At 27.6% G+C, this 26,191-nt stretch carries 20 protein-coding genes; 13 read left to right on the top strand and 7 right to left on the bottom strand.

The features are described from left to right. Window positions 1-244 precede the first annotated feature (244 nt). Complete coding sequence (locus IC214_RS06735; RefSeq protein WP_227866416.1) at window positions 245-1,843, bottom strand: putative manganese-dependent inorganic diphosphatase; 1,599 nt, start codon at window positions 1,841-1,843, stop codon at window positions 245-247. 854 nt (window positions 1,844-2,697) lie between these two features. On the opposite strand from IC214_RS06735, the gene adhE reads away from it, so the two are divergent. Next, the gene (gene adhE / locus IC214_RS06730; RefSeq protein ID WP_227435504.1) at window positions 2,698-5,340 is read left to right on the top strand and encodes a bifunctional acetaldehyde-CoA/alcohol dehydrogenase; all 2,643 of its coding nucleotides are present in this window, start codon (window positions 2,698-2,700) and stop codon (window positions 5,338-5,340) included. Window positions 5,341-5,719: 379 nt separating this feature from the next. Here adhE and IC214_RS06725 read toward each other — a convergent pair whose 3' ends face one another. The 3 genes from IC214_RS06725 to IC214_RS06715 are packed head-to-tail and all read right to left on the bottom strand — an operon-like array spanning window position 5,720 to window position 9,351. Further along, a complete protein-coding gene (locus tag IC214_RS06725; protein ID WP_227483394.1) occupies window positions 5,720-6,061 on the bottom strand; it encodes a hypothetical protein in 342 nt (113 codons plus the stop codon). 39 nt (window positions 6,062-6,100) lie between these two features. Next, window positions 6,101-6,763: an ABC transporter ATP-binding protein gene (locus IC214_RS06720; protein ID WP_227483393.1), complete on the bottom strand. Its 663-nt coding sequence runs from the start codon at window positions 6,761-6,763 to the stop codon at window positions 6,101-6,103. A gap of 11 nt (window positions 6,764-6,774) precedes the next feature. Beyond that, complete coding sequence (locus IC214_RS06715; RefSeq protein ID WP_227866415.1) at window positions 6,775-9,351, bottom strand: ABC transporter permease; 2,577 nt, start codon at window positions 9,349-9,351, stop codon at window positions 6,775-6,777. A gap of 208 nt (window positions 9,352-9,559) precedes the next feature. Between IC214_RS06715 and IC214_RS06710 the strand changes: the two genes are divergently transcribed. Together IC214_RS06710 and IC214_RS06705 are read left to right on the top strand one after the other, a co-directional pair. After that, window positions 9,560-10,495 (top strand): sensor histidine kinase, encoded by a 936-nt coding sequence (locus tag IC214_RS06710; RefSeq protein WP_227825093.1) that lies wholly within the window; start codon window positions 9,560-9,562, stop codon window positions 10,493-10,495. A gap of 18 nt (window positions 10,496-10,513) precedes the next feature. After that, window positions 10,514-11,251, top strand: a complete 738-nt coding sequence (locus tag IC214_RS06705) for a LytR/AlgR family response regulator transcription factor (RefSeq protein WP_227825094.1) — start codon at window positions 10,514-10,516, stop codon at window positions 11,249-11,251. A 178-nt stretch (window positions 11,252-11,429) separates the two neighbouring features. Here the strand turns inward: IC214_RS06705 and IC214_RS06700 are convergent, their stop codons facing one another. The 3 genes from IC214_RS06700 to IC214_RS06690 all read right to left on the bottom strand — a co-directional run bounded on the left by IC214_RS06700 (window position 11,430) and on the right by IC214_RS06690 (window position 17,422). Next, window positions 11,430-16,496 carry a DUF4132 domain-containing protein gene (locus IC214_RS06700; protein WP_227866414.1) on the bottom strand — a complete coding sequence of 1,689 codons (5,067 nt, stop codon included), beginning with the start codon at window positions 16,494-16,496 and terminating at the stop codon, window positions 11,430-11,432. 24 nt (window positions 16,497-16,520) lie between these two features. Further along, entirely contained in the window at window positions 16,521-16,940 is a 420-nt protein-coding gene (locus IC214_RS06695; protein ID WP_227435491.1) for a hypothetical protein, read from the bottom strand. 230 nt (window positions 16,941-17,170) lie between these two features. After that, window positions 17,171-17,422, bottom strand: a complete 252-nt coding sequence (locus tag IC214_RS06690) for a hypothetical protein (RefSeq protein WP_227435489.1) — start codon at window positions 17,420-17,422, stop codon at window positions 17,171-17,173. Between the two features lie 88 nt (window positions 17,423-17,510). Between IC214_RS06690 and IC214_RS06685 the strand changes: the two genes are divergently transcribed. The 10 genes from IC214_RS06685 (at window position 17,511) to IC214_RS06640 (ending at window position 26,127) form a co-directional block, all read left to right on the top strand. Next, window positions 17,511-18,257 carry a YkgJ family cysteine cluster protein gene (locus IC214_RS06685; protein ID WP_227435487.1) on the top strand — a complete coding sequence of 249 codons (747 nt, stop codon included), beginning with the start codon at window positions 17,511-17,513 and terminating at the stop codon, window positions 18,255-18,257. A gap of 44 nt (window positions 18,258-18,301) precedes the next feature. After that, window positions 18,302-19,213 (top strand): MBL fold metallo-hydrolase, encoded by a 912-nt coding sequence (locus IC214_RS06680; protein ID WP_413926648.1) that lies wholly within the window; start codon window positions 18,302-18,304, stop codon window positions 19,211-19,213. 50 nt (window positions 19,214-19,263) lie between these two features. Then, entirely contained in the window at window positions 19,264-20,076 is an 813-nt protein-coding gene (locus tag IC214_RS06675) for a GTP pyrophosphokinase family protein (RefSeq protein ID WP_227435483.1), read from the top strand. Between the two features lie 109 nt (window positions 20,077-20,185). Next, window positions 20,186-20,878 (top strand): metallophosphoesterase, encoded by a 693-nt coding sequence (locus IC214_RS06670; RefSeq protein WP_227435481.1) that lies wholly within the window; start codon window positions 20,186-20,188, stop codon window positions 20,876-20,878. Window positions 20,879-20,964: 86 nt separating this feature from the next. After that, entirely contained in the window at window positions 20,965-21,900 is a 936-nt protein-coding gene (locus IC214_RS06665; protein WP_227846161.1) for an MSCRAMM family adhesin SdrC, read from the top strand. Between the two features lie 33 nt (window positions 21,901-21,933). Beyond that, on the top strand, window positions 21,934-23,091 hold the full coding sequence (locus tag IC214_RS06660; RefSeq protein ID WP_227866413.1) for a class I SAM-dependent methyltransferase: 1,158 nt from the start codon (window positions 21,934-21,936) through the stop codon (window positions 23,089-23,091). Window positions 23,092-23,242: 151 nt separating this feature from the next. Beyond that, window positions 23,243-23,803: a 5' nucleotidase, NT5C type gene (locus tag IC214_RS06655; protein ID WP_227435474.1), complete on the top strand. Its 561-nt coding sequence runs from the start codon at window positions 23,243-23,245 to the stop codon at window positions 23,801-23,803. A 28-nt stretch (window positions 23,804-23,831) separates the two neighbouring features. Next, complete coding sequence (locus IC214_RS06650) at window positions 23,832-24,323, top strand: hypothetical protein (protein ID WP_054272357.1); 492 nt, start codon at window positions 23,832-23,834, stop codon at window positions 24,321-24,323. Window positions 24,324-24,557: 234 nt separating this feature from the next. After that, window positions 24,558-25,109 (top strand): helix-turn-helix domain-containing protein, encoded by a 552-nt coding sequence (locus tag IC214_RS06645; protein WP_227866412.1) that lies wholly within the window; start codon window positions 24,558-24,560, stop codon window positions 25,107-25,109. An 85-nt stretch (window positions 25,110-25,194) separates the two neighbouring features. Then, window positions 25,195-26,127: a D-aminoacyl-tRNA deacylase gene (locus tag IC214_RS06640; protein WP_227866411.1), complete on the top strand. Its 933-nt coding sequence runs from the start codon at window positions 25,195-25,197 to the stop codon at window positions 26,125-26,127. Window positions 26,128-26,191: the final 64 nt, after the last annotated feature.

The following is a 26,191-nucleotide window of genomic DNA, read 5'->3' as shown; positions in this document are numbered from 1 at the left end:
TTTAAAGTGTAATATATAATAAGAAGAGAAAAATACACTATTAGAGTTTTCTAATAGTGTATTTTTTTATGGAATTTAATATTGTTATAAAAGAATTTCAAACAGTAAATTTTTAAGTGACATATTGTAACTAAGTATGTACTTTAACAAAGACATTAAATATATTGAAGGGTTTAATAAAAATATAAAAAACTGTTTCAAATTTAAATTTGAAACAGTTTTTGTGTTGTTTAAAGATTTTATATTATTTAAAATTTTTAATTGCAGTAGTTAAGTTAGGTACTAATTGTTTCTTTCTAGATACAACACCTGGAGCAAATGTTCCTTGAACTCCTTCAATACCAAATGCATCAGCAATCAATCTATCTTCTGCTTTGTAAATTAAATAAGAACCTTCTTTTATTATATCTGTAACTGCAAGAACTAATTTGTCATAATCAGTTGAATTTATATAAGATAAAAATTCATCCTTCTTAGCAAATATAGAGTCTGTGTCTAAAGTAAATACTTGTCCTATACCAACTCTATGTCCACTCATGTTAAACTCTTTAAAGTCCATATTTACTATTTGTTCTATAGTAAACTCATCTAAAGAAGTACCACATTTAAACATATCCATAGCATATTTTTCCATGTCTACTTTTGCTATTTTACTTAATTCTTCACAAGCTTTCTTATCCATATCAGTAGTTGTTGGAGATTTAAATAATAATGTATCAGATAATATAGCAGATAAAAGAAGACCAGCTATTTCATAAGGTATCTCAACATTATTTTCTTTATACATTTGATAAATTATAGTACTATTGCATCCAACAGGCATAACTCTAAAAGACATAGGAACATCAGTAGAAATACCACCAAGTTTATGATGGTCAACTATTTCAACTATATTTGCTTGTTCAATTCCATCAGCACTTTGAGCATATTCATTATGGTCAACTAAAACAACATTCTTTTTAGATGGATTTAATAGATGCCCTTTTGAAATTAATCCTAAAAACTTATTGTCATCATCTAATATAGGATAAGATCTAAAATTTGTTTCTAACATAATTTCTTTTATTTCATCCATATAGTCATCTTCTTTAAATGTAATCAAATTATCTGTGGCTTCTATAGAATCTAAGAAACTACATTGATTTATGACATTAGAAGTTTTGTAGTTGTCACTTTCAACAGAAACAACAGACACTCCATTTATTTTAGCAAGAGCTAGTAAGTCTTTTGAAATTTTTGTATGATTGGTAAGTATTAAAAGCTTAACTTTTGTATCAATTGCGTATTCAATACTATCATATCTATCGCCAACAATAGCTATATCCCCTTCTTTTAAAGTCTCTATCAGGGTTTCCATACCAAATGATAAAGTAACAACTCTACCTTTTACATCTTCACCACAATCTACAAGGATATTACCATTAAGGTTTTTGCAGATATTTGATAGTGATGTGTGTATAGTTGTAAAATGTTGATGAAGAAGGTTTTTAGCTATTTCTTTCATGGTAATAATACCAGCAAAAGTTCCATCCTCATAAGTTACAGGTAATGTTTTAACCTTTTTTTCATCCATAAGATTATAGGCTTCTAATATAGAAGAAGTTGGAGTTAAAGGTACTACCTTATCATAATTTAAATCTCTAACTTGTATTCTAACGTTATCTAAGATTTCAGGTGCATCTACCTTAAAGTAATCTAAGGCGTATTTAGCTTCCTTTCTGATGTCTCCTAAAGCATAAGCTGTTGCTTCTATCCCTAATTTGTTTTTTAAATGTGCTAATGAAATTGCAGAACATATTGAATCTGTATCTGGATTTTTATGTCCGAAAACTAATAAACTCATTTTAATACTCCTTTCAAAACCTGAATATAATAACTGATAAAAATATTATATCAAAAGGTAGTAAGTATTTGTTGTAAAAGAAAAAATTTAATGAAAAAATATTATAGGAAATTTTATCTCTTATATAAGTACTACAAATTTAATATAAAATTTTTTATGATATCTACTTTTACCCAATTAAATTAATTTTTATTCACAATTAATTGATTGGATATACCTGAGAAAAAATTAATTAATATGATAATAAACTAAGAATTTATAAATAATTTTGTGCTGTAAAATTTTTTGTATACATATTGTAAGTAAAAAATTAACGAGGTTGATATAAAAATTGTTTATCTACATGAAAAATATTATTTTAAGATATTGACTTAAAAATAACTTATAGAAACTAAAATGTTTTTAATTTATATATTTTTAAAAATTACATAGTCATTATCAAAAGAAAAAATGCATATAAATCAAAAATAAGTGTTATTTTATGAAAATATGACAAAAATATTATGTCTTACTTGTAAAAATAACATATAAAATTTAATAAATAAAAAAAGTGAAAGATATAAATTATCATTTTAGTAGTTTATTTAGTCAAAGTAAATTATTCAAATGAAATATATCTTATTTAAATAAAAAAATTTAATAAAAGTAAAAAAAATAATATATTTGTTAAAAAATAAATTGACAAAATATTCAGAAAAAAACTTCTTGACCTAAGGGCATAAAATAAATAAAATCTAAAGTATAGATATGAAATCTATAAAATTATTTTAAGTATAGGTTAAAAATATAATAGATGATGCATTTAAGATTTATAAAAATAGGAGATGCATAATTATTTAGGGAGGTTTTTAGTTATGGAGAAAAAAGAAAAGGTTGTAGAAACAGTAGCTGTTGAAGTATGTAGCCCTGAGATTGTCAATAGTGTTGAGACATTAAGAATGAGGCTAGAGGAAATTAGATTAGCACAAAAAGAATTTGCAACATTTACACAAGAGCAAGTAGATAAAATTTTCTTAGCTGCTTCAACTGCAGCAAATCAACAAAGAATTCCCCTAGCAAAAATGGCAGTTGAAGAGACTGGTATGGGTATTGTTGAAGATAAAGTTATAAAAAACCATTTCGCTTCAGAGTATATCTATAATGCTTATAAAGACACTAAAACTTGTGGTGTTATAGAAAAAGATGAGGCATTTGGATTTACAAAGATTGCTGAACCAGTAGGTGTATTATCAGCAGTTATACCAACAACTAACCCTACATCAACTGCAATATTCAAGTCCCTAATAGCACTAAAAACTAGAAATGGTATAATTTTCTCCCCTCATCCAAGAGCTAAAAACTGTACTATAGAAGCGGCTAGAGTTGTACATGATGCAGCAGTTAAGGCAGGAGCACCAAAAGGTCTTATAGGTTGGGTAGATGTGCCTTCAATTGAATTGACTAATGTTGTTATGGCAGAAGCAGACCTTATATTAGCTACTGGCGGACCTGGAATGGTTAAATCTGCATATTCTTCAGGTAAACCAGCTGTTGGAGTTGGACCTGGAAATGTACCAGCAATAATAGATGAGAGTGCAGATATAAAAATGGCTGTAAGTTCAATATTAGTATCAAAATCATTTGATAATGGTATGATATGTGCTTCTGAGCAAGCAGTAATAGTACCAGAAAAAATATATGAAGAAGTTAAAAAAGAATTTAAATATCGTGGAGCACATTTCTTAAATAAAGAAGAAACAGAAAAGGTAGGTAAAGTAGTAATAATTGATGGAACTTTAAATGCAAAAATAGTTGGACAACCAGCTCATGTAATAGCAAAAATGGCAGATGTAGAAGTGCCAAAAACAGCTAGGATAATAATTGGCGAAGTTGAATCTGTTGAAGTAGAGGAACCTTTTGCACATGAAAAACTTTCTCCTGTCCTTGCAATGTACAAGTCTAAGAGTTTTGAAGATGCAGTTGCTAAGGCTGAAAAATTAGTTGCTGATGGTGGGTATGGTCATACTTCATCATTGTATGCAGACTCTATCAATCAACCAGAGAGAGTAGAGAAGTTTGTAAATGCTATGAAGACTTGTAGAGTATTAGTTAATACTCCATCATCACAAGGTGGTATAGGTGATTTATATAACTTTAAATTAGCTCCATCTCTTACTCTTGGTTGCGGTTCTTGGGGTGGAAACTCAGTATCAGAAAACGTAGGAGTTAAGCATTTACTTAATATCAAGACAGTAGCTGAAAGGAGAGAGAATATGCTTTGGTTTAGAGCCCCACAAAAAGTTTATTTCAAAAAAGGATGTTTAGGTGTAGCAGCAAGAGAATTTAAAGATGTCATGAACAAGAAGAAAGCTTTTATAGTAACAGACTCTTTCCTTTACAATAATGGTTATACTAAAAAACTAACTGATTTATTGGATGAAATGGGAATTAAGCATACTACATTCTTTGATGTTGCTCCAGACCCAACACTAGCTTGTGCAAGAGAAGGGGCTAAGGCTATGTCCGATTTCCAACCAGACTTAATAATATCTGTAGGTGGAGGTAGTGCAATGGATGCTGGTAAGATAATGTGGGTAATGTATGAGCATCCAGAAGTAGATTTCCAAGATTTAGCAATGAGATTTATGGATATAAGAAAAAGAGTATATGCATTCCCTAAGATGGGTGAAAAAGCATACTTTGCAGCTATTCCTACTTCAGCAGGAACTGGTTCAGAAGTAACTCCATTTGCAGTTATAACTGACCAAGATTCAGGTGTAAAATATCCATTAGCAGATTATGAATTAATGCCAAATATGGCTATAATTGATGCAGATATGATGATGGAAATGCCACCAAGATTAACAGCAGCATCAGGTGTTGATGCATTAACACATGCACTAGAGGCATATGTATCTATGCTAAGAACTGAACCAGCTGATGGACTAGCACTTCAAGCAGGCAAAATAATATTTGAATATTTACCTCGTGCATATAAAAATGGAAAGACTGATAAAGTAGCAAGAGAAAAAATGGCAATGGCATCTACTATGGCTGGTATGGCTTTTGCAAATGCTTTCTTAGGAATTTGCCACTCTATGGCACATAAACTTGGTGCATTCCACCATGTTCAACACGGTGTTGCAAATGCATTGTTAATAAATGAAGTAATTAAGTTCAATTGTGCAGAGGCTCCAAATAAGATGGGCGCATTTTCACAATACAGATACCCTGATTGTATACAAAGATATGCTGAATTTGCTTCTTTCGCAGGAATTAAAGGAAATACAGACCAAGAAAAAGTGGATAATCTTATAAAAGCAATAGATGAATTAAAGGCAAGAGTGGGTCTTCCTAAGACTATAAAAGAGGCAGGAGTAGATGAAGCTAAATTCTTAGAGGGATTGGATGCTATGGTTGAACAAGCATTTGATGACCAATGTACAGGTGCAAATCCTAGATATCCATTGATGAGTGAATTAAAAGAGATATATTTAAAAGTTTATTATGGTAAATAATATTTCTTTTAGAATATTAATTCTATTAGACTTGAATATAAGTTATTAGACTTGTATATAAATTATTAGATTTGCATATAAATAGAGTTTTATTAGAGCTATATATAAATATTTGTTAATGATAGATTATAACTTAAAACCTAAATAAAAATGATAAAAGGTAAGAAAATTTATATTGATTTTGAATATGTATATTTAATCAATTAACTTTAAAATTAGTCACAAAATTTTTTTATTACATATAATTTTAAAGTATAATATATAAAAAACTTTATGAAAAAATTATAAAAATATTCAGAAAATTCTATTGACTAATCTATTTATCATGATATAATAGGTATAGAAAACAAAAAAACTGGGGCCTATTAAGGCCCCCTTATTACTTTTTGATAGATTTATTTAGAATAACTTTCTCATTTTGATTTTTTATATTTATGACAGAGTCGTTGTAATCTACCTCGAAGTTAGCAAAGGCAGAAAATAAATCTATATCTCTTAACAAATGAATTGTCATACATTGCTTGTTCTTATTTAATCTTAGAATTAATGCTCTTACAAATGGAAATTGGATTCTAGAATTAAATAAGTTAGAACCATCAGTATCTATATCTAAGCTACGATAACTAATATCTATAAATATATCTACATCATCATTTTCTTCTCTTATTATTCTGTAGTCAAAATCCAAGTCTAAATTTAAATTACCTAAAACTAATAACATTTAAATCCTCTTTTCTATAAATGATTTTAGAGTGTTAGTTTAACTAAGCTCTCCATCTATTATAGATATAATTCTATCTGCTTTTCTAGCAATATTTTCATTATGTGTTATTATTATAAGCGTTTGGTTATATTTTTTTATTGAACTTTTTAGTAAATCCATGACTTCTTCTGTAGTTTTGCTGTCCAAATTTCCTGTTGGTTCATCTGCTAGGATTATACTTGGTTTTGTAGATAAAGCACGTGCAATAGCAACTCTTTGTTGTTGACCACCAGATAATTGATTTGGAAGATGATTTTTCCTCTCATTAAGCCCCAATAAATTTATAAGGTCTTTGATGTATTCTTCATCGACTTTTTTATTGTCTAACTTTAGTGGTAATTCTATATTTTCTTTTACATTTAATACTGGAATTAGGTTATACTGTTGAAAGACAAATCCTACTTTTTGTCTTCTATATTTTGCTAGTTCTTTATCTGAAAGGCAACATATATCTTTACCATCGACTTTTATAGTTCCACTACTTGGTCTCTCAAGACCACCTACTAAATGTAGAAATGTGCTTTTCCCACTTCCACTTGGACCAATTATTGCAACAAATTCACCCTTATTTATTTTTAAATTTGCATCCTTTAGTGCATGTACAGATGTTTCTTTTTTTCCATAAATCTTACCTAAGTTAAGAATCTCTAATATAGGCATAATTACTCCTCCTATTCTGTAATGTTTATAGCTTCGACTATACTAATTTTATTTATCTTCCTTGATGGAATATATGTAGCTAGAATACCTACAATTATGTTTGCTAAAACAACTAGGATATATATTTTGTAATCTATTGAAAATCCCAATCCATATGATACAAATCCCTGCAGGTAATACATTTTAAATTGTATTATAAGACCAGCCACAATGGTAATTATACTTGAGAGTGCTCCATATAATATTCCCTCATAGAGTATCATATTTTTAAATCCTTTCTCAGAGATACCAATAGCTCTTAACATTCCAAATTCGTTAGTTCTTGAGGTTAAGTTATAACTTATGTTATTTATTATATTAAATACACTAATTATGAACATCACTGCTACTATACCATAATTATAAATCATGGACCTAGATGTCATCTTATCAGAGTTTTCTTTTTCTACCATCATATCTACCGTTGTAGTTCCAGGAACTTCACTTCCAATTTTACCCAAAAGTTTATTTATTTTTTTCTTGTTTGCATTTTTATTAAGGTCTATATAAACTAAGTTATACTTATCTACATCAGTTAATTTTTTTAGATATTCGCTACTCGTTATTACATCTACACCCTCATCTCCAGAGTACATACCATTATCTGCAAAAGGATAACTTACAATAGCTCCAACTTTAAAATCATATTCTAGATATTCATAATTATCTTTTTGACTTTCATAAAGTCCTGTATCTATTCCAACTTTTGGATATTTGACCTTTATAGTATCGCCTACTTTTATATCTACAGCTGGTGTGCCTGCGCCAGGAGTAAAAGTCTTTGAATATTTCTGTGTTTTAGAAATTTCTGGTACATATACTATAGACAAGTTTTCTTTTTTCATTTTTTTCAAATTTATACTTCCACTTACCAAGTATTTTTCTAATGATTTTATCATCTCATCATCATAACCTCTTAACTTTTGTTTTAGTGTATATTTTCCGGTAGTCTTATTTTTTGTGAATAGAGGAAATTTCTTATAATAAGGAGCTGAATTTATAGCTTCGTAGTAATCTAATCTATTTATTGTATCTACCTCTATTCTCGTGTTCAATATGCTAGCAGTTTTTATTTTGTCAATTCCATCTATATTTTTTATTTTGTCTATCTGATTATCATTAAAACCCTTTATATCCTTGAAAGAAGTGCTGTTGCCAGTTTCATTTAGAAAAACATTTGATAGAATAAAATCTGCATTCATATATGTTTGCTCTTGACTACTTTTGTTTTGGACATCTAAAAAAGAAGATTTATAATTGTCTTTTATGATGATTATACCTCCTATGCTCATAGATAATATAATTACAATGAAGCCCTTTTTATTTCTAAAGATGTTTTTCGCAGATATAGATTTTGTTACTGATATATTTAAAGTTAATTTGGATATTAAAGAATTAACTTTGGTTACATTTTTATCAGTTCCAAAAGTTTTTCTGATAGCATCAATAGGGGAAATTCTTCTTATTTTTAAGTATGTAAAGAAACTTATAATCAGTATTGTTAGTATTGTACATGCAATTGATAAGAGGATTATTTTATCTGGAATAACAAAAGGTGTAACATTTATATTTCCTTCAAATTTAATATTTCCTGCAGACCTATTAAATATTTGTGCTCCCCCCATACCTGTACATATACCTATAGGCATTGCTATCAAAGCAAGTATGAAAAGTTCATAAAACATAAGTTTGAAAATCCTAAAATTAGTGGCTCCAATTGCTCTTAAGACACCATATTCCTGTACTCTTTGGTATATTGATATAACATAGATACTATATATTACAATACCAGCAAATAGACTCATAGCAATTGCAACGAATTTACTTGAATCATCTAAAATACCATTTTCCATAGTAGAGTCTATAAGCATTGAGTTTTTTCCTATACTATTCTCATCCAACATAGCATTTTTTGCTATATTGTCTATGTTTGTATTTATATCACTGCCCTCATTAAATTCAACATAAGCTGTAAACTTATCCAATTTTGATTCATTGAGATTCAAAAAAATTTCACATTTTCCCTTGCTCTTTTCTATATATCTATCTTCAAGTATTCCTACGACTTTAAAAGTCTCTGGATTTTCTTTTTGATATAATTTAAAAGTAAGGTCTTGATTTATCTCTGGTTTTAAACCCATACTATTTAAGACCCATTTCTCTACTACCACCTCATTGCTAGCTTTTGGAAAGCTACCTTTTATAAGTTTAGAATGGCTAGTCAAGTAATTTTTATTTGCATATTCTATGTTTATAGGTAATTTTTCATTAACATCTGTGGATGCATAGTAAGATGTTATACCCAAATTTTTAATATCTTTACTAGATTTTATGGATTCTAATTGATTTATCTTTATATCTTTAAAGTATGCATGGTCAGTTCCAAGTTCTCTTCTCAATCTATCTACATCTGCTTGCTGAGAACTTCTTGAGAGGGTACCAATACCGACAATGAGTGATGTGGCAAGAATTATACTCACAGCAATTGCTAAAGACCTAGCTTTATAACTTTTTATATACCTTAGTACTATTTTCAAATTATCTTTCATGTTTACCACCTTCCTTTCTTAACTAAATCAATTATATATTTATCTAAAATATATAGCAAAGTAAGTATTTTCAAATTTTAATCAGTTAATTGTACAAATTTATATGTGTTTTTACAAGTTTAGTTAATCTATATGTAAATTTTGACTTTTTACATAATTTTTTTAAAATGATATAATTTTCATATAAATTGTAGATGGGAGGGAAATTATGGAGAATAACTTTATATTTCCTATAGTAATACTAACCTTATTTATATTTAGTAACCTTATAATGAATAAGTATAGGTTTTACAAAGAATTAGACATATTAAAAAGAGGACTACTAACATTTTTTTTATCATGTTTTGTATGGATTTTATTCATGGAGAGTATTCAATATATACAATTAAGTTTAGGATATAATTCTTTACTTGAAGGAGTATTAAACATTATATTTTTTCTAATTTTAATTATTTTAAGTTGTTATATAGGTTTTAAATTTATAAGATTGATAAATAATAACAATGAACAAGAATCCAAGTTACAAAAGCTAGATAGTAAAATAAATCATAAGGATAATATAATCGTCAAATTAAGAAGTCAAAAACATGACTATTTGAAACATTTGCAAGTAGTGTATTCTCTATTAAATACTGGGTTAGATGAAGATGCTAAAGGATATATAATGAATATATCAAATAACTTTAAATCAAAAAACTCAAGGTATGGGAAAGTATCTTATTTAGATGCTATAGCTTCATTAAAATATGAGGAATGCCTTGAAAAGAATATATCTTTTGATGTCTATATTCAAGATTTTATGGATAATTTAGAGATTGAACCTAACGACATGAGTTCAGTACTATTAAATATAATAGACAATGCAATAGAGTCTTTGTCTGCTATAAAAAAGGAAAAGAAGTATATAAGATTGCATGCATATGAAGATGAATTTCAGTATATTGTAGCCATAAAAAATAATGGTCCTAAAATACATAATGTTGAAAGTATATTTTTGGATGGGTTTAGCACTAAAGAAGGACAAGATAGAGGTTTTGGGTTATATCTAGTTAAAAATATATTAGATAAGTATGATTATAGTATACTTGTAAATAGTGATGATTTTTTAACTGAATTTGTAATCTTAATACCAAAATATTATTAGTTAGGAGGAGAGAAGTTTATGATAAAAGTTTTGATTTGTGATGATGATAAAATTGTAAGAGATGATATAGCAAATATAGTTAAAGAATCTGGATATGTAGATTATGTTAAGAAAGTCAAGGATGGCATAGAAGCAATTGAATTTATAAAAAATGAGAAAATAGATTTATTGATTATTGACATTGATATGCCATATAAAAATGGGATTGATTCTGCCAAAGAAATTCTTTCTATAGATAAAGATATACATATAGTATTTGTAACAGGTTTTGCTGATTACAGTCTTGAGAGTTTTAAAGTACATCCTATAGATTTTATAGTTAAGCCATTTAAAAAAGAAAAAATACTTGATTCAATTAACATAGCAATAGACCATATTAACTCTCATAAAATTGCTAAAAATAATTTTATAGAAGACACTCTTTTTGTATATAAAATAAGGAAACAGATACATATGATTAACTTTGATGATATAGTTATGTTTGAGAAAAATTCAAGGGCTATCAATCTATATACTAAAGATGAAGATACAATAAAATTTTACGAGAACTTTGATGACTTGCAAAAACGCCTACCTCCTAATTTCTTTATGACTCATAGACAATACATAGTAAATTTAAGGCTTATACATAAGATTATACCTATAAATAAATCTTCCTTGGAGATAAGGTTTATAAATTTTCAAGAAAATGCCATATTAAATAAATCTCTAGAAAAAGATTTTCTATATAGATTTTATAGGGTTAAAAGATTCTAGTGAAAAGAGAGGAACAAATTCTGTTATACAATAAGTATTATAAAGATGATATATAAGAAAAGTTTATATAAAAATGATTTATAATTATGAGTTAATTTATATAAGTTATAGTGTAAAATATATTGGACTTTCTTTAAAAAATTAGAAAGTCCAATATATTTTAGAGATAGTTTTATATTTATAAATTGCTTAAGATACTAGGGTCTTTAATCTTATTATCTTCAGCAAGTAATAATATCTTAGACATAATCTCAGCAGTCTTAGGGTCTTCATCAGCAAATGGAAGGAATATCTTACCTCTACTTTGAGAATGTACAGGAAGTATATTTAAAGCACCCATTCCTTTTTTATGTACAATACCAGAACCCATATGTACAGAATAATCACCTAAATTACCTGCTATAAGAGCATGAGAGCCTTCAAAATTGACATTCTTAATCTTTAATAGCAATAGTAGTTCTTTAGCAATAGCTATACGCATCTCTACAGTAGAGTGGCTTGTCTCAGGGTCAACACCACCAGCATGAGCAACACTTACAACAAGGTCTATATCACGCATAACTTCAGAGAAAAGAATTGGCGGTATAGAAGCTAGTTCTAAGCTTTTATAAGTCTTTCTATTAAAGAATTCTACTGTTTCAATAGTTGGAGGTTCAATGTCTGCTGGTGAAAACCAATCTGCAAGTGCAAACATCTTTGCTACTATATTTTCTTTGTAGAATACTTTTTGTAAACCTTCCTCATAGTCAACAGTCCAAAGTTGATTTCTAAGAAGTGCTACAGTTTTCTTTGGCTGGATTTGATGGCCAGCATATCTACGAGATATAGTTTTTTCAGATAATTCGTCAGCATTTATTCTATAATATTCACGGAACACTTGCTTAAATGGTTGAACAATTTGCTTATCAAATAAGTCATGTTGGAATTCACTCCATTTACCAGATTCAAACAGATGAACTGGATGTGCAAGTTTTAATTTATTTTTTGCAGTTAATCTATAAGGTTCACCAGTTGTATCACAAATAAAGAACTTAGACTTATCATTATATATATATCCGATAGTATCATCACATAGCCAAACTAGATTTTTAACTAAAGGACAAATAACTGGGTTTTTATAAATATTGGAGATTTCCTTAACTGTAAATACTGTTTCATTTTTCATAGCTTGCTCTAAACTTTGTTTTGCACGAGAATACTGACTTTTTAAATCTCTTTGTACTGATTTAAGTTCAAGTACATATGGATGTTTTGCAAGAGTTTTTGGTACACTTTTTAAAGTCTTATCACCTTTTTGGACTTTTATAGATGTTTTTCCTTTTTCATCAACATCTATCCAAAGTGAAGTTCCATCAATATTCTTTGGTTTAAATATATGAGCAACCTCATTTAGTTTTTCCGTTTCAAGAGCCCACATCATACGATTGATATCTTCAAAACCAGCACTTCTAGCTAAGTTTTCCATTGCTATAGCACAAGCCTTTGATTCACTTTCACGACGTTGTGCACCAAATTGTTTACTTTCTTTAGCAAACTTTTGAATAAATTCATAACGGAAAGTTGCTTCTTTAAGGTCTCCTTTTTTCATAGGAAGTAAAGAGAAACTTCTCAATTTATCTTGATTTCTATTTGTTTCAATTTCTTTCATCAGCATATCTTTATCAAGTTTTCCAAGTGTAGCATCAGCATAAAGTTGTGCACGTCTGTGAGAGTTTCCACCACTAGTTATGTATTTAGCTGATTTGTAAAGGAGATTGAATCTTTCTTCTCCAATAGTTTTATATGAATCTAAAAACCAATCCACATCAAATGCTCCATCCATGAAACTCTGTGGTGATATAGGAGAGAATAGAGCAACTTCTGATTCTTTTTGAGCAGAGAAGCCTTCATTTATATGTGCATGGAAATACCAAATTGTACTCTTTAAACCTTTCCAGTTTAAATATTTTTCAATTATATTTACCCATTGAGGAGCATACATAGCAGCTTCTATTAATCTTAATTCAGTAATATCAGTAGTTTTAAGTAATTTTTTTAATTCTTTAGAATTATCTTCTTTAGTAGGATAACAATTTTTAAGTAGAGAACTCAAAACATCTTTTTTTGAATAATTACTACCATATGAATATCCTCTTTGGAAAGTTTCTTTACCAAGAGCAACTAAGATATTTACGAAATAATTCATACCCTCAAAATGTTGTATATTATCAGCTAGATGAGAAACTTCTGTTGGCATATCACCCCTACGTGATTCGATTTCTATAATTCTATTTGTAACTGTTTTTATATTGTTTTCAAGCCATGGATGTTTTTCTAATGTATCACCACCCCATCTAGGATTTGTCAAAATTCGTATTATATTTGTTGCATTGTATCCAGTTACAATTTCTCGATTGATTTGTTCCTCAGTCATTAATCCCAATTCATATGCACGAGCAAATATATCTATATTAGTATAAAATGGGAATTTATATTCTAAAAGTTGATAATTTGCAAATGTAGTATAGAAGAACTTAGTAAAAGAAATATCATCATAAATAAATGAATGTGCCTTTCCAAGCCAATAGTTTAAAATTGGTGCATCTAAAGCAGGGCAGTATTCATTTTGTCTATAGTAGTTTTTAGTAAACTCAACTCTTTGCTTTTTACATTGTTCAGTAGTTAATAGGTTTCTAAGTTTGTAGTATGTATCTAAACAGTATTCAAACATTTCTTTCTGGTCAAATTCATTTAGTAATACTGCAAGTATTTTTCTTGTAAGAACATCAAATTTTAATTTATCTAATTTTGTATATAATTTTTTTTGTTTTTTTTCATCAAGGACATTTGAGTATATAGATGAAAACCAACTTTTTTCTATTTCATGATAAGAGCATGAGCGTATGCTATAAAATAAAATATCAAGGATTATTTTATAATCTAAATTAAGTTTCTTACTAGTTTCTCTCCAAAGTTCAGCTAATGGATAATTATCAATAGTATCCTTATTATTTCCAGTTATATGTTTAATAGGAGTTAGATTATATGTAGAGTAACCTAAAAGTATTTTATCCATATTACCTGACCATCTCTCAACCTCATACTCATAATCTGCATTTTCAATAATAAGTTCATCAAATTTTTCATATACTTTTAATATTTTATTTATATCTACATCGAGAATCTTCTTAGCTTCTTTTTTAGTTGATATAGAAACAGAATCCTCATTAGAAGATAAGCTTAAATTGGAAATAATCTTATTAAGTTTTGATGGAGTAGAGGAATCGTATTTAAAATCAAATTGTTCAGGAATTTGAAGCTTATTTTCAGGATTGTATATCCCAAATCCATTTTCTTTACAATAATCATTTTTTGCTTTACCTAATAAATTATCAATTAATATCTGAACTTGAGATGTATTCTTTTTAGACTTATCAACACTTTCCACTAATGAAATAAGTTTATTGTATAGTTCTTGTCTATCAGTATTGTCTTTTAATAAGTTTACAATTTCAAGTCCTCCAAGACATTTTTGCGAATTTGAAGATTTTATTAGAGAAGAAGCAATATTTTCTAGTTTTAAATCATCTTGTTCAAGTAAAATCTTTATTACTGTTTGCCTGATAGAGCTTGTTTTTAAAGTAAGTAAGTTGTTTATTCTGTCTAACTCTACATCTGATAAGTCAAGTTCTTTAAGTAGACTTAATACAATTTCTCTATTAGAAACACTCTTATCGCTCAAACATTCTAATAAGAAACTACGTTGTTTATCTGTTTTTGGCTCATTTATAAAATTAGCTATAAATGAAGCTCTTAAATCAGAACTCATAAGAAGATAGTTGTCCATTAGAACATCCATAAATTGAGTATTCATATCATATGCTGTTAATGTCATCATGCATCTAAGGATACTGTAAGAAGAAATTTCGACCCAAGACCATGGAAATACACTGCCAGAAAATTCCTTAGTTTTTGAATTTAAAAGTTCTAAAGTATGTTTTAGATTTTCAAATTGTTCCTTTCTAGCATCAAAGTCTTTATTAATAGGAGAATTTGATAAGTCAAAATCAACTTTTTGGTTTTGCCAATTATAGTAGTAACCAACAGAACTTTCTACATAGAAATTTCTAACTACCCATGCAAGTATCTCTAAATCGTCGCCTTTAATATTTTTAGATGCAACAGAGTGTTTAAAATATGTACTTTCTGTATTTGATAAGAAGTAAAGAGCCACAAGTTTTTTGTACTTTTCATCATATGAAAGCAATTTTTCAATAAGAGTGTATGAATCATAGATATTGTAAGTTGCAGCTGCCCATAAACTAAAATAAATTTCAAGGTTATCCTTACTGTTAATTGACTCTATACAAAACTCTTTATCAGTCAATGATTTATATGAAAGTTCTAAGCACTTACGAATTATTCCAGGTTTTTGGTCTGAAAAACCAAGCCCTGTCCATGTATCTAAAGCTCTTATAACAGAACTAAATCTTTCTAAATTGTTATCTAGGATAGTTTTTAACATATAGACAGATGCAGGAATTGTACCTTCGTCTAGGCTTTCTACAATTTGTTGTCTAAGACCTTCTTGTTGCTTAGCAGCCAAAAGAAGTTTAGAAAGCATTTCATAGCATTTTTCACTATGACTTTTCATAATACCAATTATCATTTGTCTAGTAAGTAGGGCAGTTTGATTTTCTCCAAAAATTACTTCTTCTAAAGCATTGATTACATCATCATTTCCATTATCTATTTCTAATGCGATTTTATCACTCATTATATAATCATATTGAAGAACTTTATCTGGAAGTGTAAGATAATCTAATACAGAAAAATCGTAATATATCAAACTCACATAATGTGAAATAAGCCTAATTATACTTCTAAAATAATCTTTAAGTTTATTTGAGCGATACCCTTTACGATAGTATCCTCCTGAATATGTATAATTCATTTTTCTTTTAATTAATTGACAAAGTTCTTCTACTTGCTCAGAAGTAAACATTAATTCTAAAGCATTTTTTAAAGGGCCAGAAAGTAATGTGTCTACACTTTCAATTTCATAGTAATAACAATTATAGTATTTTTTTATCATATCTAAGAATTTATTTTCATCTTTTACATCATAATAGTATGATTCGTCTTTTACACAATCCCAAAGAGCTTCAGTTAAATCGTAATATGGTTTTGAAGAAGATTTAGTAAGATTGTTTTTAAAATCTTCAATTATTTTAGGATTTTTTTCTAATCTAGTACGTTCTGACATTTATGTACCTCCAATTTATTTATTTTAAAACATCCTTCCAGCAAGTAGAGTGAGTCTTATAAAAGTGAATATATCACTATCTTTTAAATTTATAGGAGAATTGAGTTCTTCAATAACATCTTCGTTTATAAGAACTTTATAGATTCCATCTTCAAATGCTTGTAGTGCAACTTCTATAGCTTTTTCTATAGATTGTTTGTTTTCATTGTAGATAGAGCCGAATCCAACTTTTCCAATAGTAGCTTGAGACTCAATATCTTCACTAGTTAAAAAGCTTATTATTGATTTTTCTGGGGTCTTTTCATTATATTCAAGAACATTTTTAGATACAATTTCAGAGATAGCCTCTTTTAGGCAATTGATGTTGTCAGATAAATCAAAGGGGGTAAGTTCTAGCATAGGTCTACGTTTGCCAACAGCTTTAACTCTAAAATAAATTTGCATAAAATCACCTCGCAAAATATTAAGTATTAAGAAACTTAAAAAATTTATCTATTTGTTATATTATATCATTTTGTGAAATATTAGTGTGTATTATGGAATTATTTTACAAAAAATAGAAAAAAAGCTATCTTAAAGTCTAAAAAAGAGATAAAAGATAACTTTTAATTATGAAAGCATATAATAATAACTTGTAGTTATTAAAATTTAATTTAGATGTTTAGTTTTAATAACTATCTTTTTTTATTTATAAATTTTACTCCTAAGTATTTTTTGATATCTTCTTCAGGAGAAAAATCGTCAATAAGGATTTCTTTGCCAGTATCTTCAAATACTACTAGAACTTCACAGTCACCTTGTAAGAAAAATTTTCTGACAGTATCCTCTTTAACTTCTCTAACTTTTATTACATTCTTTTTTTCTTTTTCAAAGTCTTTTGTATAGTAACTTCCCATCATATTAATGATTTTTGTATATCTATTCATAAAATGCCTCCTCATGCGATTAAATTTAAAAAATATGTTATAATAATTGTTTGTATTAACTTAATAATTATAACAAGGAGTAATAATAATGACTAGTATAAAAAATAAAGATATTTTAAATTGTATAGATTATTCCACTAAAAATAAGCTCTTTAATAAATTAAATGATGTATATGAATCTTTACCAACTGGAAATTGTTCTGGTTGTGGTAATTGTTGTATGGAATCGGTAGGTATAAATTTAATTGAGTTTTTGAATATATTTTGTTATCTTGAAGATAGAGCGGATTTAAGAAGAAGATGTATAATTAAAATAGTAGACTATTATTTTGAAGAGTATTCTAAAAAAAATTCATGTCCATTCAAAGATGATAATAATAGGTGTTTAATATATGAAGTCAGACCACTAAATTGTAGATTATTTGGACATTGGAAAAAAGAGGACTATAACAAAAATCTAGATAATGTGACTAAGAAAAATAATGCTTATAAAGACTTGATGAAGAGACAACATGGATTTGAAATAAATGATGAAGTGGTAAATTATAGAATAGATTATTGTGAAAGCTTTATTCCAAGTAAAGATTATTTGAGTAAATCTGAGAGATTAAGCTTTTTTGATGAACTTATGATACTAGATTCAAAACTATATTCTAATAGCATTATAGATATAGATTTTAAGGATAGAGGCATAGTTGAATATCTTATAGAATCGCTATTTTACAGAGATTTAGCATATAATGTAAAAATAAGGATATCTAAAGAACCTAAAATAAAAAAAAGAACTATTAATAGAATAAAAAGACTTATTCTACTAGAGTCTTATATTAAATAAATAATAACTTGTAGTATAAATATTGTCAAAATGAGGTGAAGATGGTGAATCTAACAAAAGTAAAAGGAAATACTTTTTTTATAAAAGGTGGTACAAATACAGGAATATATGTGTTTGAGGATAATACAGCACTTATGATAGACCCAGGATTATGTGGTTCGAGGCCAAGAAGAGTAACCAAAGTATTAGATGAAAATAAAATACAAGTTAGATATATTATAAACACTCATGGTCATGATGACCACTATGGGGCATGTAATCAATTTAAAGAACACTATAAAGATGTGTGTGTAATGTCATCAAAATACGATAAGTTATATATAGAAAACCCAGAATTATTTTCAAAGTATATTGTTGGGGGGAAAAGCAATATATTTATGGATAGTATTTTAAAAAGTAAAATGTTAGATGATATAGAAATAGATAAAACTATAGATGCAGGTAGGCTGGAACTAAATAATGAAATGTTTGATATAATTGAATTTCAGGGACATACACCTGGAAGTATAGCTGTTTTAACTAAAGATAAGGTGATTTTTGTGGGAGACCTTTTGATAGGAGATGAAATTCTATCAAAATTCGATTTCTTATTTTTATATGATATACAAGAGCAAATGAACTCGTTAGAAAAGTTAAAAGGTATAGATTTTGAGTATTTGGTTTTGGGACATGGAAAACAAGTGATATCAAAAGAAGATGCTTATAAATTAATAGAAAAGCATTTGAATGCTTTAGAGAAATATTTATACCAAATAAGACAATTACTTGAAAAACCAAAATCTTTAGAAATTTTACTAAAAAATATTATAAATAACAATAATTTAAGCAATAATTATAAAGAGTATCATTTTTTTAAATCTTCATTGATATCTGTTATAAGTTACCTAATTGATTTAGACGAAATAGGGTATATCTTAGAAGATGGAGAATTGCTTTACTATACAAAAACAAAATAAATTATGATAAAATAAAGAAGGTCATAAAAAACAAATAAAGGGTGAGCAATATGGAATACGAAAAATGGAATGAAATACTAGCACCTTATGAACATGCAGTAGAAGAATTGAAAATAAAATTTAAAAATATAAGAAAAGAATATTTAGCAAAAGGCGAGTATTCTCCCATAGAATTTGTCACAGGAAGGACAAAAAAAATATCTTCCATAATATCTAAGTTAAAAAGGCTAAATGCGAAAGATATAGAAACTGAAATTGATGATATTGCTGGTATAAGAATAATGTGCCAGTTTGTTGAAGATATATATTATATAGTTGATTTGATAAAAGTAAGAAATGATATGACTATAATAGGAGAAAAAGATTATATTACAAACTACAAAGATAGTGGTTATAGAAGCTATCATGTTATAATAAAATATCCTATAAACTCAATTGCGGGCTCAAAAGAAATTATATGTGAAATACAAATAAGAACTCTTGCAATGAATTTCTGGGCTACAATAGAACATTCATTAAAATATAAATATGACCATTACATACCTGAGACTCTAGCAGAAAGACTTAGAAGAGCATCTGATGCTGCGTTTCTCTTAGACCAAGAAATGAGTGAAATAAGAGAGGATATAATGAAAGCTCAGGCTATGTATCAAATGAAGTCTATAGCAATTAGAGACACTCTAAATAGAATACAAGAGTTATATGATTTAGGTGATACACATAAAGCTATGCAGTATCAAAGAAAGTTGGATAGAACTGAAACAGACAAAAACATAACCGAAATTTTAGAATTAAAACAAGAAATAGATATGTTATTAGAGCAATATAAGGATAACAAGGTAGATGATAGAGTGGTTCAATAAAGCTACTTATAGAGAAAATTTACTAAATATTAATGGGGCTGCCTCTTAATGGAAAATAATTTCTAAGAAGAGACAGCCTATTTAGTTTAATCAAGGAAGGAATGATGTTATGAGTTTATATGCAATAGGTGATTTACATTTTTCAACATCAGTAAATAAGCCAATGAATATCTTTGGCAGTAATTGGGATGGTCATGAAAAAAAGATTATAGATAATTGGAAAGAGGTTGTTACAGAAGAAGATGTAGTATTAGTATTAGGAGATACATCTTGGGGAATTAATTTATCAGAAGCTAAAAAAGACTTAGATATAATAAATGAACTTCCAGGTAAAAAAATACTTATAAAGGGAAATCATGACTATTGGTGGACAACAGTTACAAGTTTGAATAAGCTATATGAAAATATGCGTTTTATTCAAACAAATTTCTATGAATATAGAGAGTATGCAATTTGTGGAGGTAGAGGTTGGATATGTCCCAATGATGTTAAATTTGATGAGACTGATGAAAAAGTTTATAGAAGAGAAGAAAATAGATTAAGGCTGTCATTAGAGTCTGCCCGTAAAAAAGGTTATTCCAAAATAATAGTAATCACTCATTATCCTCCTACAAATGATAGATTAGAGGAGTCTTTATTTACAAAATTATTTGAAGAATATAATGTTGAAAAGGTGATTTATGGTCACTTGCATGGTAAAGAGTCTTTTAAAATGGGTCTAAAAGGAATTCGAAATGGAGTTGAATATATATTAGCATCTTGTGATTATACAGAATTTAATTTAATAAAAGTTCACGATTAAAAAACATAAATTGGTAAATACTATAAGATACATGATTAAAAATAAATATTTGAGGGATTTCGGTTTTGAGAAAGGAGACACGATTTATGAGGTGGATATTAGTTTTTATATTTTTATATCTTATTCCTTTGATAGTGATATTCAGAAATTACAAGAATTTTAAGAGGTCTTGTATCTACAGTAGTATTTATGTAGTATTAGCTACAACAATAATGATAAGTAACATCTATATGAGTGGACTTAATAAGATAAAAGAATCTATGTATTATCATAATTATATTTCTGATGAGACATATGATGAGAAATATGTATCAAATTTTAATGAAAAAGAAGAAGATGATTTAAAACAAGATAAAAAAAATAGCAAAGAATCAAACAACAAAAAAGTAGATAATAAGCAAGAGAAAAATACACAAAGTACAGAAAATAATAAAGAAGAAAATCAAAAAGATGTAACAAAGAATAATGATTTAGAAAGAAATACTTCAACAAATAGTGAATCAGAAAAACAAGTAAATACTGGAGAAAACAAAGATACTTATACAAGTAAAGAAAATGATAGTGAAGATATAAAAAAAATAGACCTAGAAAGTATAGGAATTTTCAAGAAAGAAATTTATAATATAGAAAGAGTAGCTTTAGTACCAATGAGAGAATGTATACCTTATACTAAGGATATTGCAAAAAATATAACTAAATTATCTAGTATAAAAAAAGATGTTACAAATGCTAGAAATAAGTGTAAAGAAGTTATAGAAGAATATGAGAATATGCAAATCCCAGAACTTTCTAAGGATGAATATACCAAGGTATTAAGTAGTGCTAGAGATGATGTAAAAAAGGCGTATGAACTTAGACAAAAGTCCATGGATAGTGCCTTAAAATTAATAAATACTAAAAGTCCTAAATATATAGGCAAGATAACTGAGTATCTTGATTTATCAGATAAGCAGATAGAAAGTTTTAAAAATAGATTGAATGATTTAAATGAAGAAATAGATGGGTCAAATACTATTGATTAAGAGTTAAAGAGATAAGTTAAAAGGGAGATTAGTATGAATAAGCAGAGTATAGGAAAACTAAATATGTTTTTTATGGGGATTACTCAGAGAAACCTTGAAAATGAAGATTTTTTTATTGAATTAGAAGTAGTTTTTAAATCAGGAAGAAAAGAATTTAAAGGAATTGCAATGGAAGAAGAAGGTAAGTACAAATTTAATTTTAAAGGCAAGTCAGAGTTACATACATTTAGTGAATTGTTAAAAAATATATCTAAAGAAGCGGAAAATTATGATGGGCTAGTATTTAGATATATTGAAAGAGGTACTATTGTCGTAATAGAAGGAGACAATAAAAAAGTAAATGTAAAGTATCTAGATAATAAAGAAGAAGTACCGAAAATAGATGAATTTACAGCATCTCAAATAAAAAACAGAGAGTACTATGTAAAAGTAGGACAAGCAAATGCACTTTTAAAAGAAATTGGAGTACTTACAAAAGATGGTAAAATAAAAAATGATAAAATAAGAAAGTATAATCAAATAGACCACTTTGTGGAGCTTATAGACAATATTTTAAAAGAAATAAAAGACAAAGACTGTATAACAATATTAGATTGTGCTTGTGGTAAATCATATCTAAGTTTTGTACTAAATTTCTATATAAAAGAAGTATTAAAGAAAAACTGTTATTTTATAGGAATAGATTATTCAGATGTAGTTATAGAAGCGTCAAAGAAGATGGCTAAAAACTTAGGCTATAAAAATATGTCATTTATAAAAGAGGATTTAACTAATTATACACCTAATAGAGATGTTGACCTTGTAATAAGCTTACATGCTTGTGATACAGCAACAGATATGGCTATAGGATTAGGAATTAGAGCAAAATCAGAAGCTATAGTAGTAGTACCATGCTGTCATAAGGAGTTATTAGGACAATATAAATATGGAGCTATGGAACCAATATTAAAACATGGAGTATTTAAAGCTAGATTTGCAGACTTAATAACTGATGGTTTAAGAACGTTATTGCTAGAAGGAAATGGATACGATACTTCTGTGGTAGAATACATATCCCCATTAGATACACCAAAAAATTTAATGATAAGAGCAATAAAAACTAAAACAAATAATGAAAAAGCATTAAATGAATATAGAGAACTAAAAACACAATTTGGAGTAGAACCAACTTTAGAAAAACTTATATATTAGTTGAAAATGTAAAATTTACAAAAAGCTTGCTTAAATATGCAAGCTTTTTGGTATTATATAGGTATAGTCATATATATGATTTTGATTTATAATTAAAGCTGTGCTATAATATTTGATTAATAAAATCAATAAATGTTACATGGAGGTAAAAATGAACAAATTAAATATATGTATTGATATAGATGGAACAATAACTAGCCCTTATCATTTTCTTCCATACCTAAATGATATATTCAATAAAAACATTACAGAGTCAGAGTGTATAACTCACAATTGGGAAGAATTATATGGTTCAGGAATAAGGGATGTATATGCAGAATTTAATGATAAGTATGTACATTCATATGATGAAGCAGAAATTGTAGAAGGAGCTATTGAAGTAATAGAGGAATTATCTAAGGGGCATAATTTATCTTTTGTAACAGCTAGACATGAGTGTTTAACTGATGTAACTAAAAACTGGTTAATTAGACAAGGAATTTTAGATATAGATGTTTACTTATTAGGAAGTGATTATAAAGTTGAAAAGGCAAGAGAACTGAGTTGTGATATATTTATAGAAGATAACCCTTTAAACTCAGTCCAATTGGCTGATGCAGGTGTTAAAGTAATACTTTTAGATACTAACTATAATAAAGATATTGAACATCAAAACATAATTAGAGTTAATAACTGGATAGATATTAAAAAGATTATAGAAGAAAGTAATTAAAAGACTTATAATTTGAAAGGGGGAGCATATGATAGATTTAAAACTAGAAAACAGAAAAGGAAAAATTCATGTAAAGAGTAGTGAGATAAAAGACATTTTAGAATTACGTCCAGACTTTGAATATGTACAAGATATATCAAATACTATAAATCAGGAGAATATATTGGTGTTTGATTGTCAATTGACAGGAAATTCTTTTGATATGGATGATTTAGATATAGAAGAAATATTAGAAGAATTGGGTGAGGAAATAGATGAGTCTTATTTCAATGTCTTATTTGAAGATGTAAGAGCATATTTAAAAGATGCTACTGATGAAATAGAAGCAGATTTGCAAGAAAATTACCTATTTGATAATTTGAGATGCTATTTTGATATATATAATATAAATCAAGAATTCACTGATTTTAAGTTTGTATTTTTAGTTTCTTTTAAGGATATAAAAATATCTTCATTAGCCAATCTAGCTAAGATTGTTTCCAAAAGACAACTGATAGGAGCATCTAAGTTTTATAGTTAAAATACAATTTTATGATAGCAAAAGCTAGTAGTCTTGTAAAAACATAGACTTCTAGCTTTTTTATTTGCTTATTTTTAAAGAAAACTTTAGAATAGTATTTACATTCTTAAAAAAGTATTATATATTAAACATAATGTACAGTATATTGTCTAGAATGTTTTAAAATAAGTTACTGTCTTTAGATAAAATAATTAAATATGCTTATGATTGTATAAGTATAGTCGAGGTGAATTTATGCAGAATTTAAATGAAATAATTGCTGAAAACTTAAAAAAGATAAGGAAAGAAAAACATCTTAGCTTAGATAAAATTTCTCAACTTAGTGGAGTAAGTAAGAGTATGTTGTCTCAAATTGAAAAATGTGAAGTGAATCCAACTATATCTACTATCAAGAAAATAACGAATGGATTAAAAATATCATTTACATCATTGATGGAAAGACAAGAAAGTGAGATAGAATTGGTTGATAAAAAGGATGTAGACCATTTTATTGAAGATGATGGAAAATATGTAAGTTATCCGATATTTCCATTTGATTCCAAGAGAAGATTTGAAATATTTATGATTGAGATAGAAGAGGGTGGAACGTTGGATTCAAATGCGGAACTTCCAGGAACTCAAGAGTTTATTACAGTTTTTAGTGGTGAAATAACTATTAAAATAAATGGAGAGGATTATATTGTATCTAGTGGTAATTCTATAAGATTTAAAGCTGATGTATCACATGTATATAGAAACTCAGGTAGATGTGTAGCTAAAATAAGTATGGTAGTATATTATGTATAATAATTGAATGGAGTATATAGTAATATTTAGATGATTTTAAGTAGGAGAGTATATAATATTTAAATAATAGGAGTGTGATTTATAGATGAATAACAAAAAAGCAGTTTTCTTCTTTTGTAATAATTTAGATAAAGACCCAGTGGCTAAAAATGTAATTAACTGTTGTGAGGAAGTAATGGATTTAAAGCAGACTGATATTATTGTTGATGATAACTTTGTATTAGAATTTATAGATAAAAACAATAACCTATTCCAGTTTGTAAAAACGGAAAATGTAATAAGTCATGATTATAAATATTATCTGCCAATTTTAAATAAGTATTTCAAAGATTTTGATTTTGCAGGAGTTGTGAATTGGCATGAAGGAGAGCATGCTCCAGAAAATATTCTAACCGCTCATACTATTGGAGATGTACCAACAGGCGAGTTTGGAAATTCAAATCCAAAATATTTTAGAAACTTAATTAATGCAATTGAAGATATAAAAAATGAAAACTCCCTTGATGAATTCACTACATTAACAGAAGCAACTCACTGGTCTGGAACTACATATGGTGAAGTAGCTAAATTAATTACAGAATATTCTGTACCTATGTTAGATATTGAGATAGGAAGTAATAGTAATAGTTTTAATAATAAGACAGCAATACAAGTATTATCGAAGTCTCTAATTAGAGTATTTGATAGTGATGAGCCTATAAAAACTTTACTGTGTGTAGGAGGAGTTCACTTTGAAAATTCTTTTTCAGACATTATAAAAAATGGAGAATACAATATATCAATTGGGCATGTATTACCAAATCAATGGATTGTAAGTGGAATGTATGATAATGAAGATGGATTTGAAAAATTAGAAAAGTGTGTAGACAGTATTGATGGTGGAATTGATGGTATAGTTTTTCATGATAAATTAAAGGGGACTTATAAAGAACAATGTCGTAAGTTAGGGGAAAAGCTTAAGGTACCTGTGTTTAAACATAAGATATTGAAAAACCCAAAAGATTTGCCTATATGGTAGATTTGATTTATAATAATGAGATTTAGTAAGTATATTCAGTAATTCAGATTAATTTTTAAGTGAG

Origin of the sequence: Clostridioides sp. ES-S-0190-01, from assembly GCF_020658275.1 — a bacterium.
Classification (GTDB): Bacteria; Bacillota; Clostridia; order Peptostreptococcales; family Peptostreptococcaceae; genus Clostridioides.
The sequence above is the reverse complement of the archived record's forward strand: the minus strand, read 5'-3'. Positions and strand labels throughout refer to the sequence as shown.

What these genes read in the sequence shown, in the direction of transcription:
- IC214_RS06660 (WP_227866413.1), top strand. Translation starts at nt 21,934, where the DNA reads ATGAATAAGCAGAGTATAGGAAAACTAAATATGTTTTTTATGGGGATT.
- IC214_RS06650 (WP_054272357.1), top strand. Translation starts at nt 23,832, where the DNA reads ATGATAGATTTAAAACTAGAAAACAGAAAAGGAAAAATTCATGTAAAG.
- adhE (WP_227435504.1), top strand. Translation starts at nt 2,698, where the DNA reads ATGGAGAAAAAAGAAAAGGTTGTAGAAACAGTAGCTGTTGAAGTATGT.
- IC214_RS06705 (WP_227825094.1), top strand. Translation starts at nt 10,514, where the DNA reads ATGATAAAAGTTTTGATTTGTGATGATGATAAAATTGTAAGAGATGAT.
- IC214_RS06715 (WP_227866415.1), bottom strand. Translation starts at nt 9,351, where the DNA reads ATGAAAGATAATTTGAAAATAGTACTAAGGTATATAAAAAGTTATAAA.
- IC214_RS06725 (WP_227483394.1), bottom strand. Translation starts at nt 6,061, where the DNA reads ATGTTATTAGTTTTAGGTAATTTAAATTTAGACTTGGATTTTGACTAC.
- IC214_RS06655 (WP_227435474.1), top strand. Translation starts at nt 23,243, where the DNA reads ATGAACAAATTAAATATATGTATTGATATAGATGGAACAATAACTAGC.
- IC214_RS06700 (WP_227866414.1), bottom strand. Translation starts at nt 16,496, where the DNA reads ATGTCAGAACGTACTAGATTAGAAAAAAATCCTAAAATAATTGAAGAT.
- IC214_RS06640 (WP_227866411.1), top strand. Translation starts at nt 25,195, where the DNA reads ATGAATAACAAAAAAGCAGTTTTCTTCTTTTGTAATAATTTAGATAAA.
- IC214_RS06665 (WP_227846161.1), top strand. Translation starts at nt 20,965, where the DNA reads ATGAGGTGGATATTAGTTTTTATATTTTTATATCTTATTCCTTTGATA.
- IC214_RS06735 (WP_227866416.1), bottom strand. Translation starts at nt 1,843, where the DNA reads ATGAGTTTATTAGTTTTCGGACATAAAAATCCAGATACAGATTCAATA.
- IC214_RS06710 (WP_227825093.1), top strand. Translation starts at nt 9,560, where the DNA reads ATGGAGAATAACTTTATATTTCCTATAGTAATACTAACCTTATTTATA.
- IC214_RS06645 (WP_227866412.1), top strand. Translation starts at nt 24,558, where the DNA reads ATGCAGAATTTAAATGAAATAATTGCTGAAAACTTAAAAAAGATAAGG.
- IC214_RS06670 (WP_227435481.1), top strand. Translation starts at nt 20,186, where the DNA reads ATGAGTTTATATGCAATAGGTGATTTACATTTTTCAACATCAGTAAAT.
- IC214_RS06690 (WP_227435489.1), bottom strand. Translation starts at nt 17,422, where the DNA reads ATGAATAGATATACAAAAATCATTAATATGATGGGAAGTTACTATACA.
- IC214_RS06685 (WP_227435487.1), top strand. Translation starts at nt 17,511, where the DNA reads ATGACTAGTATAAAAAATAAAGATATTTTAAATTGTATAGATTATTCC.
- IC214_RS06695 (WP_227435491.1), bottom strand. Translation starts at nt 16,940, where the DNA reads ATGCAAATTTATTTTAGAGTTAAAGCTGTTGGCAAACGTAGACCTATG.
- IC214_RS06720 (WP_227483393.1), bottom strand. Translation starts at nt 6,763, where the DNA reads ATGCCTATATTAGAGATTCTTAACTTAGGTAAGATTTATGGAAAAAAA.
- IC214_RS06675 (WP_227435483.1), top strand. Translation starts at nt 19,264, where the DNA reads ATGGAATACGAAAAATGGAATGAAATACTAGCACCTTATGAACATGCA.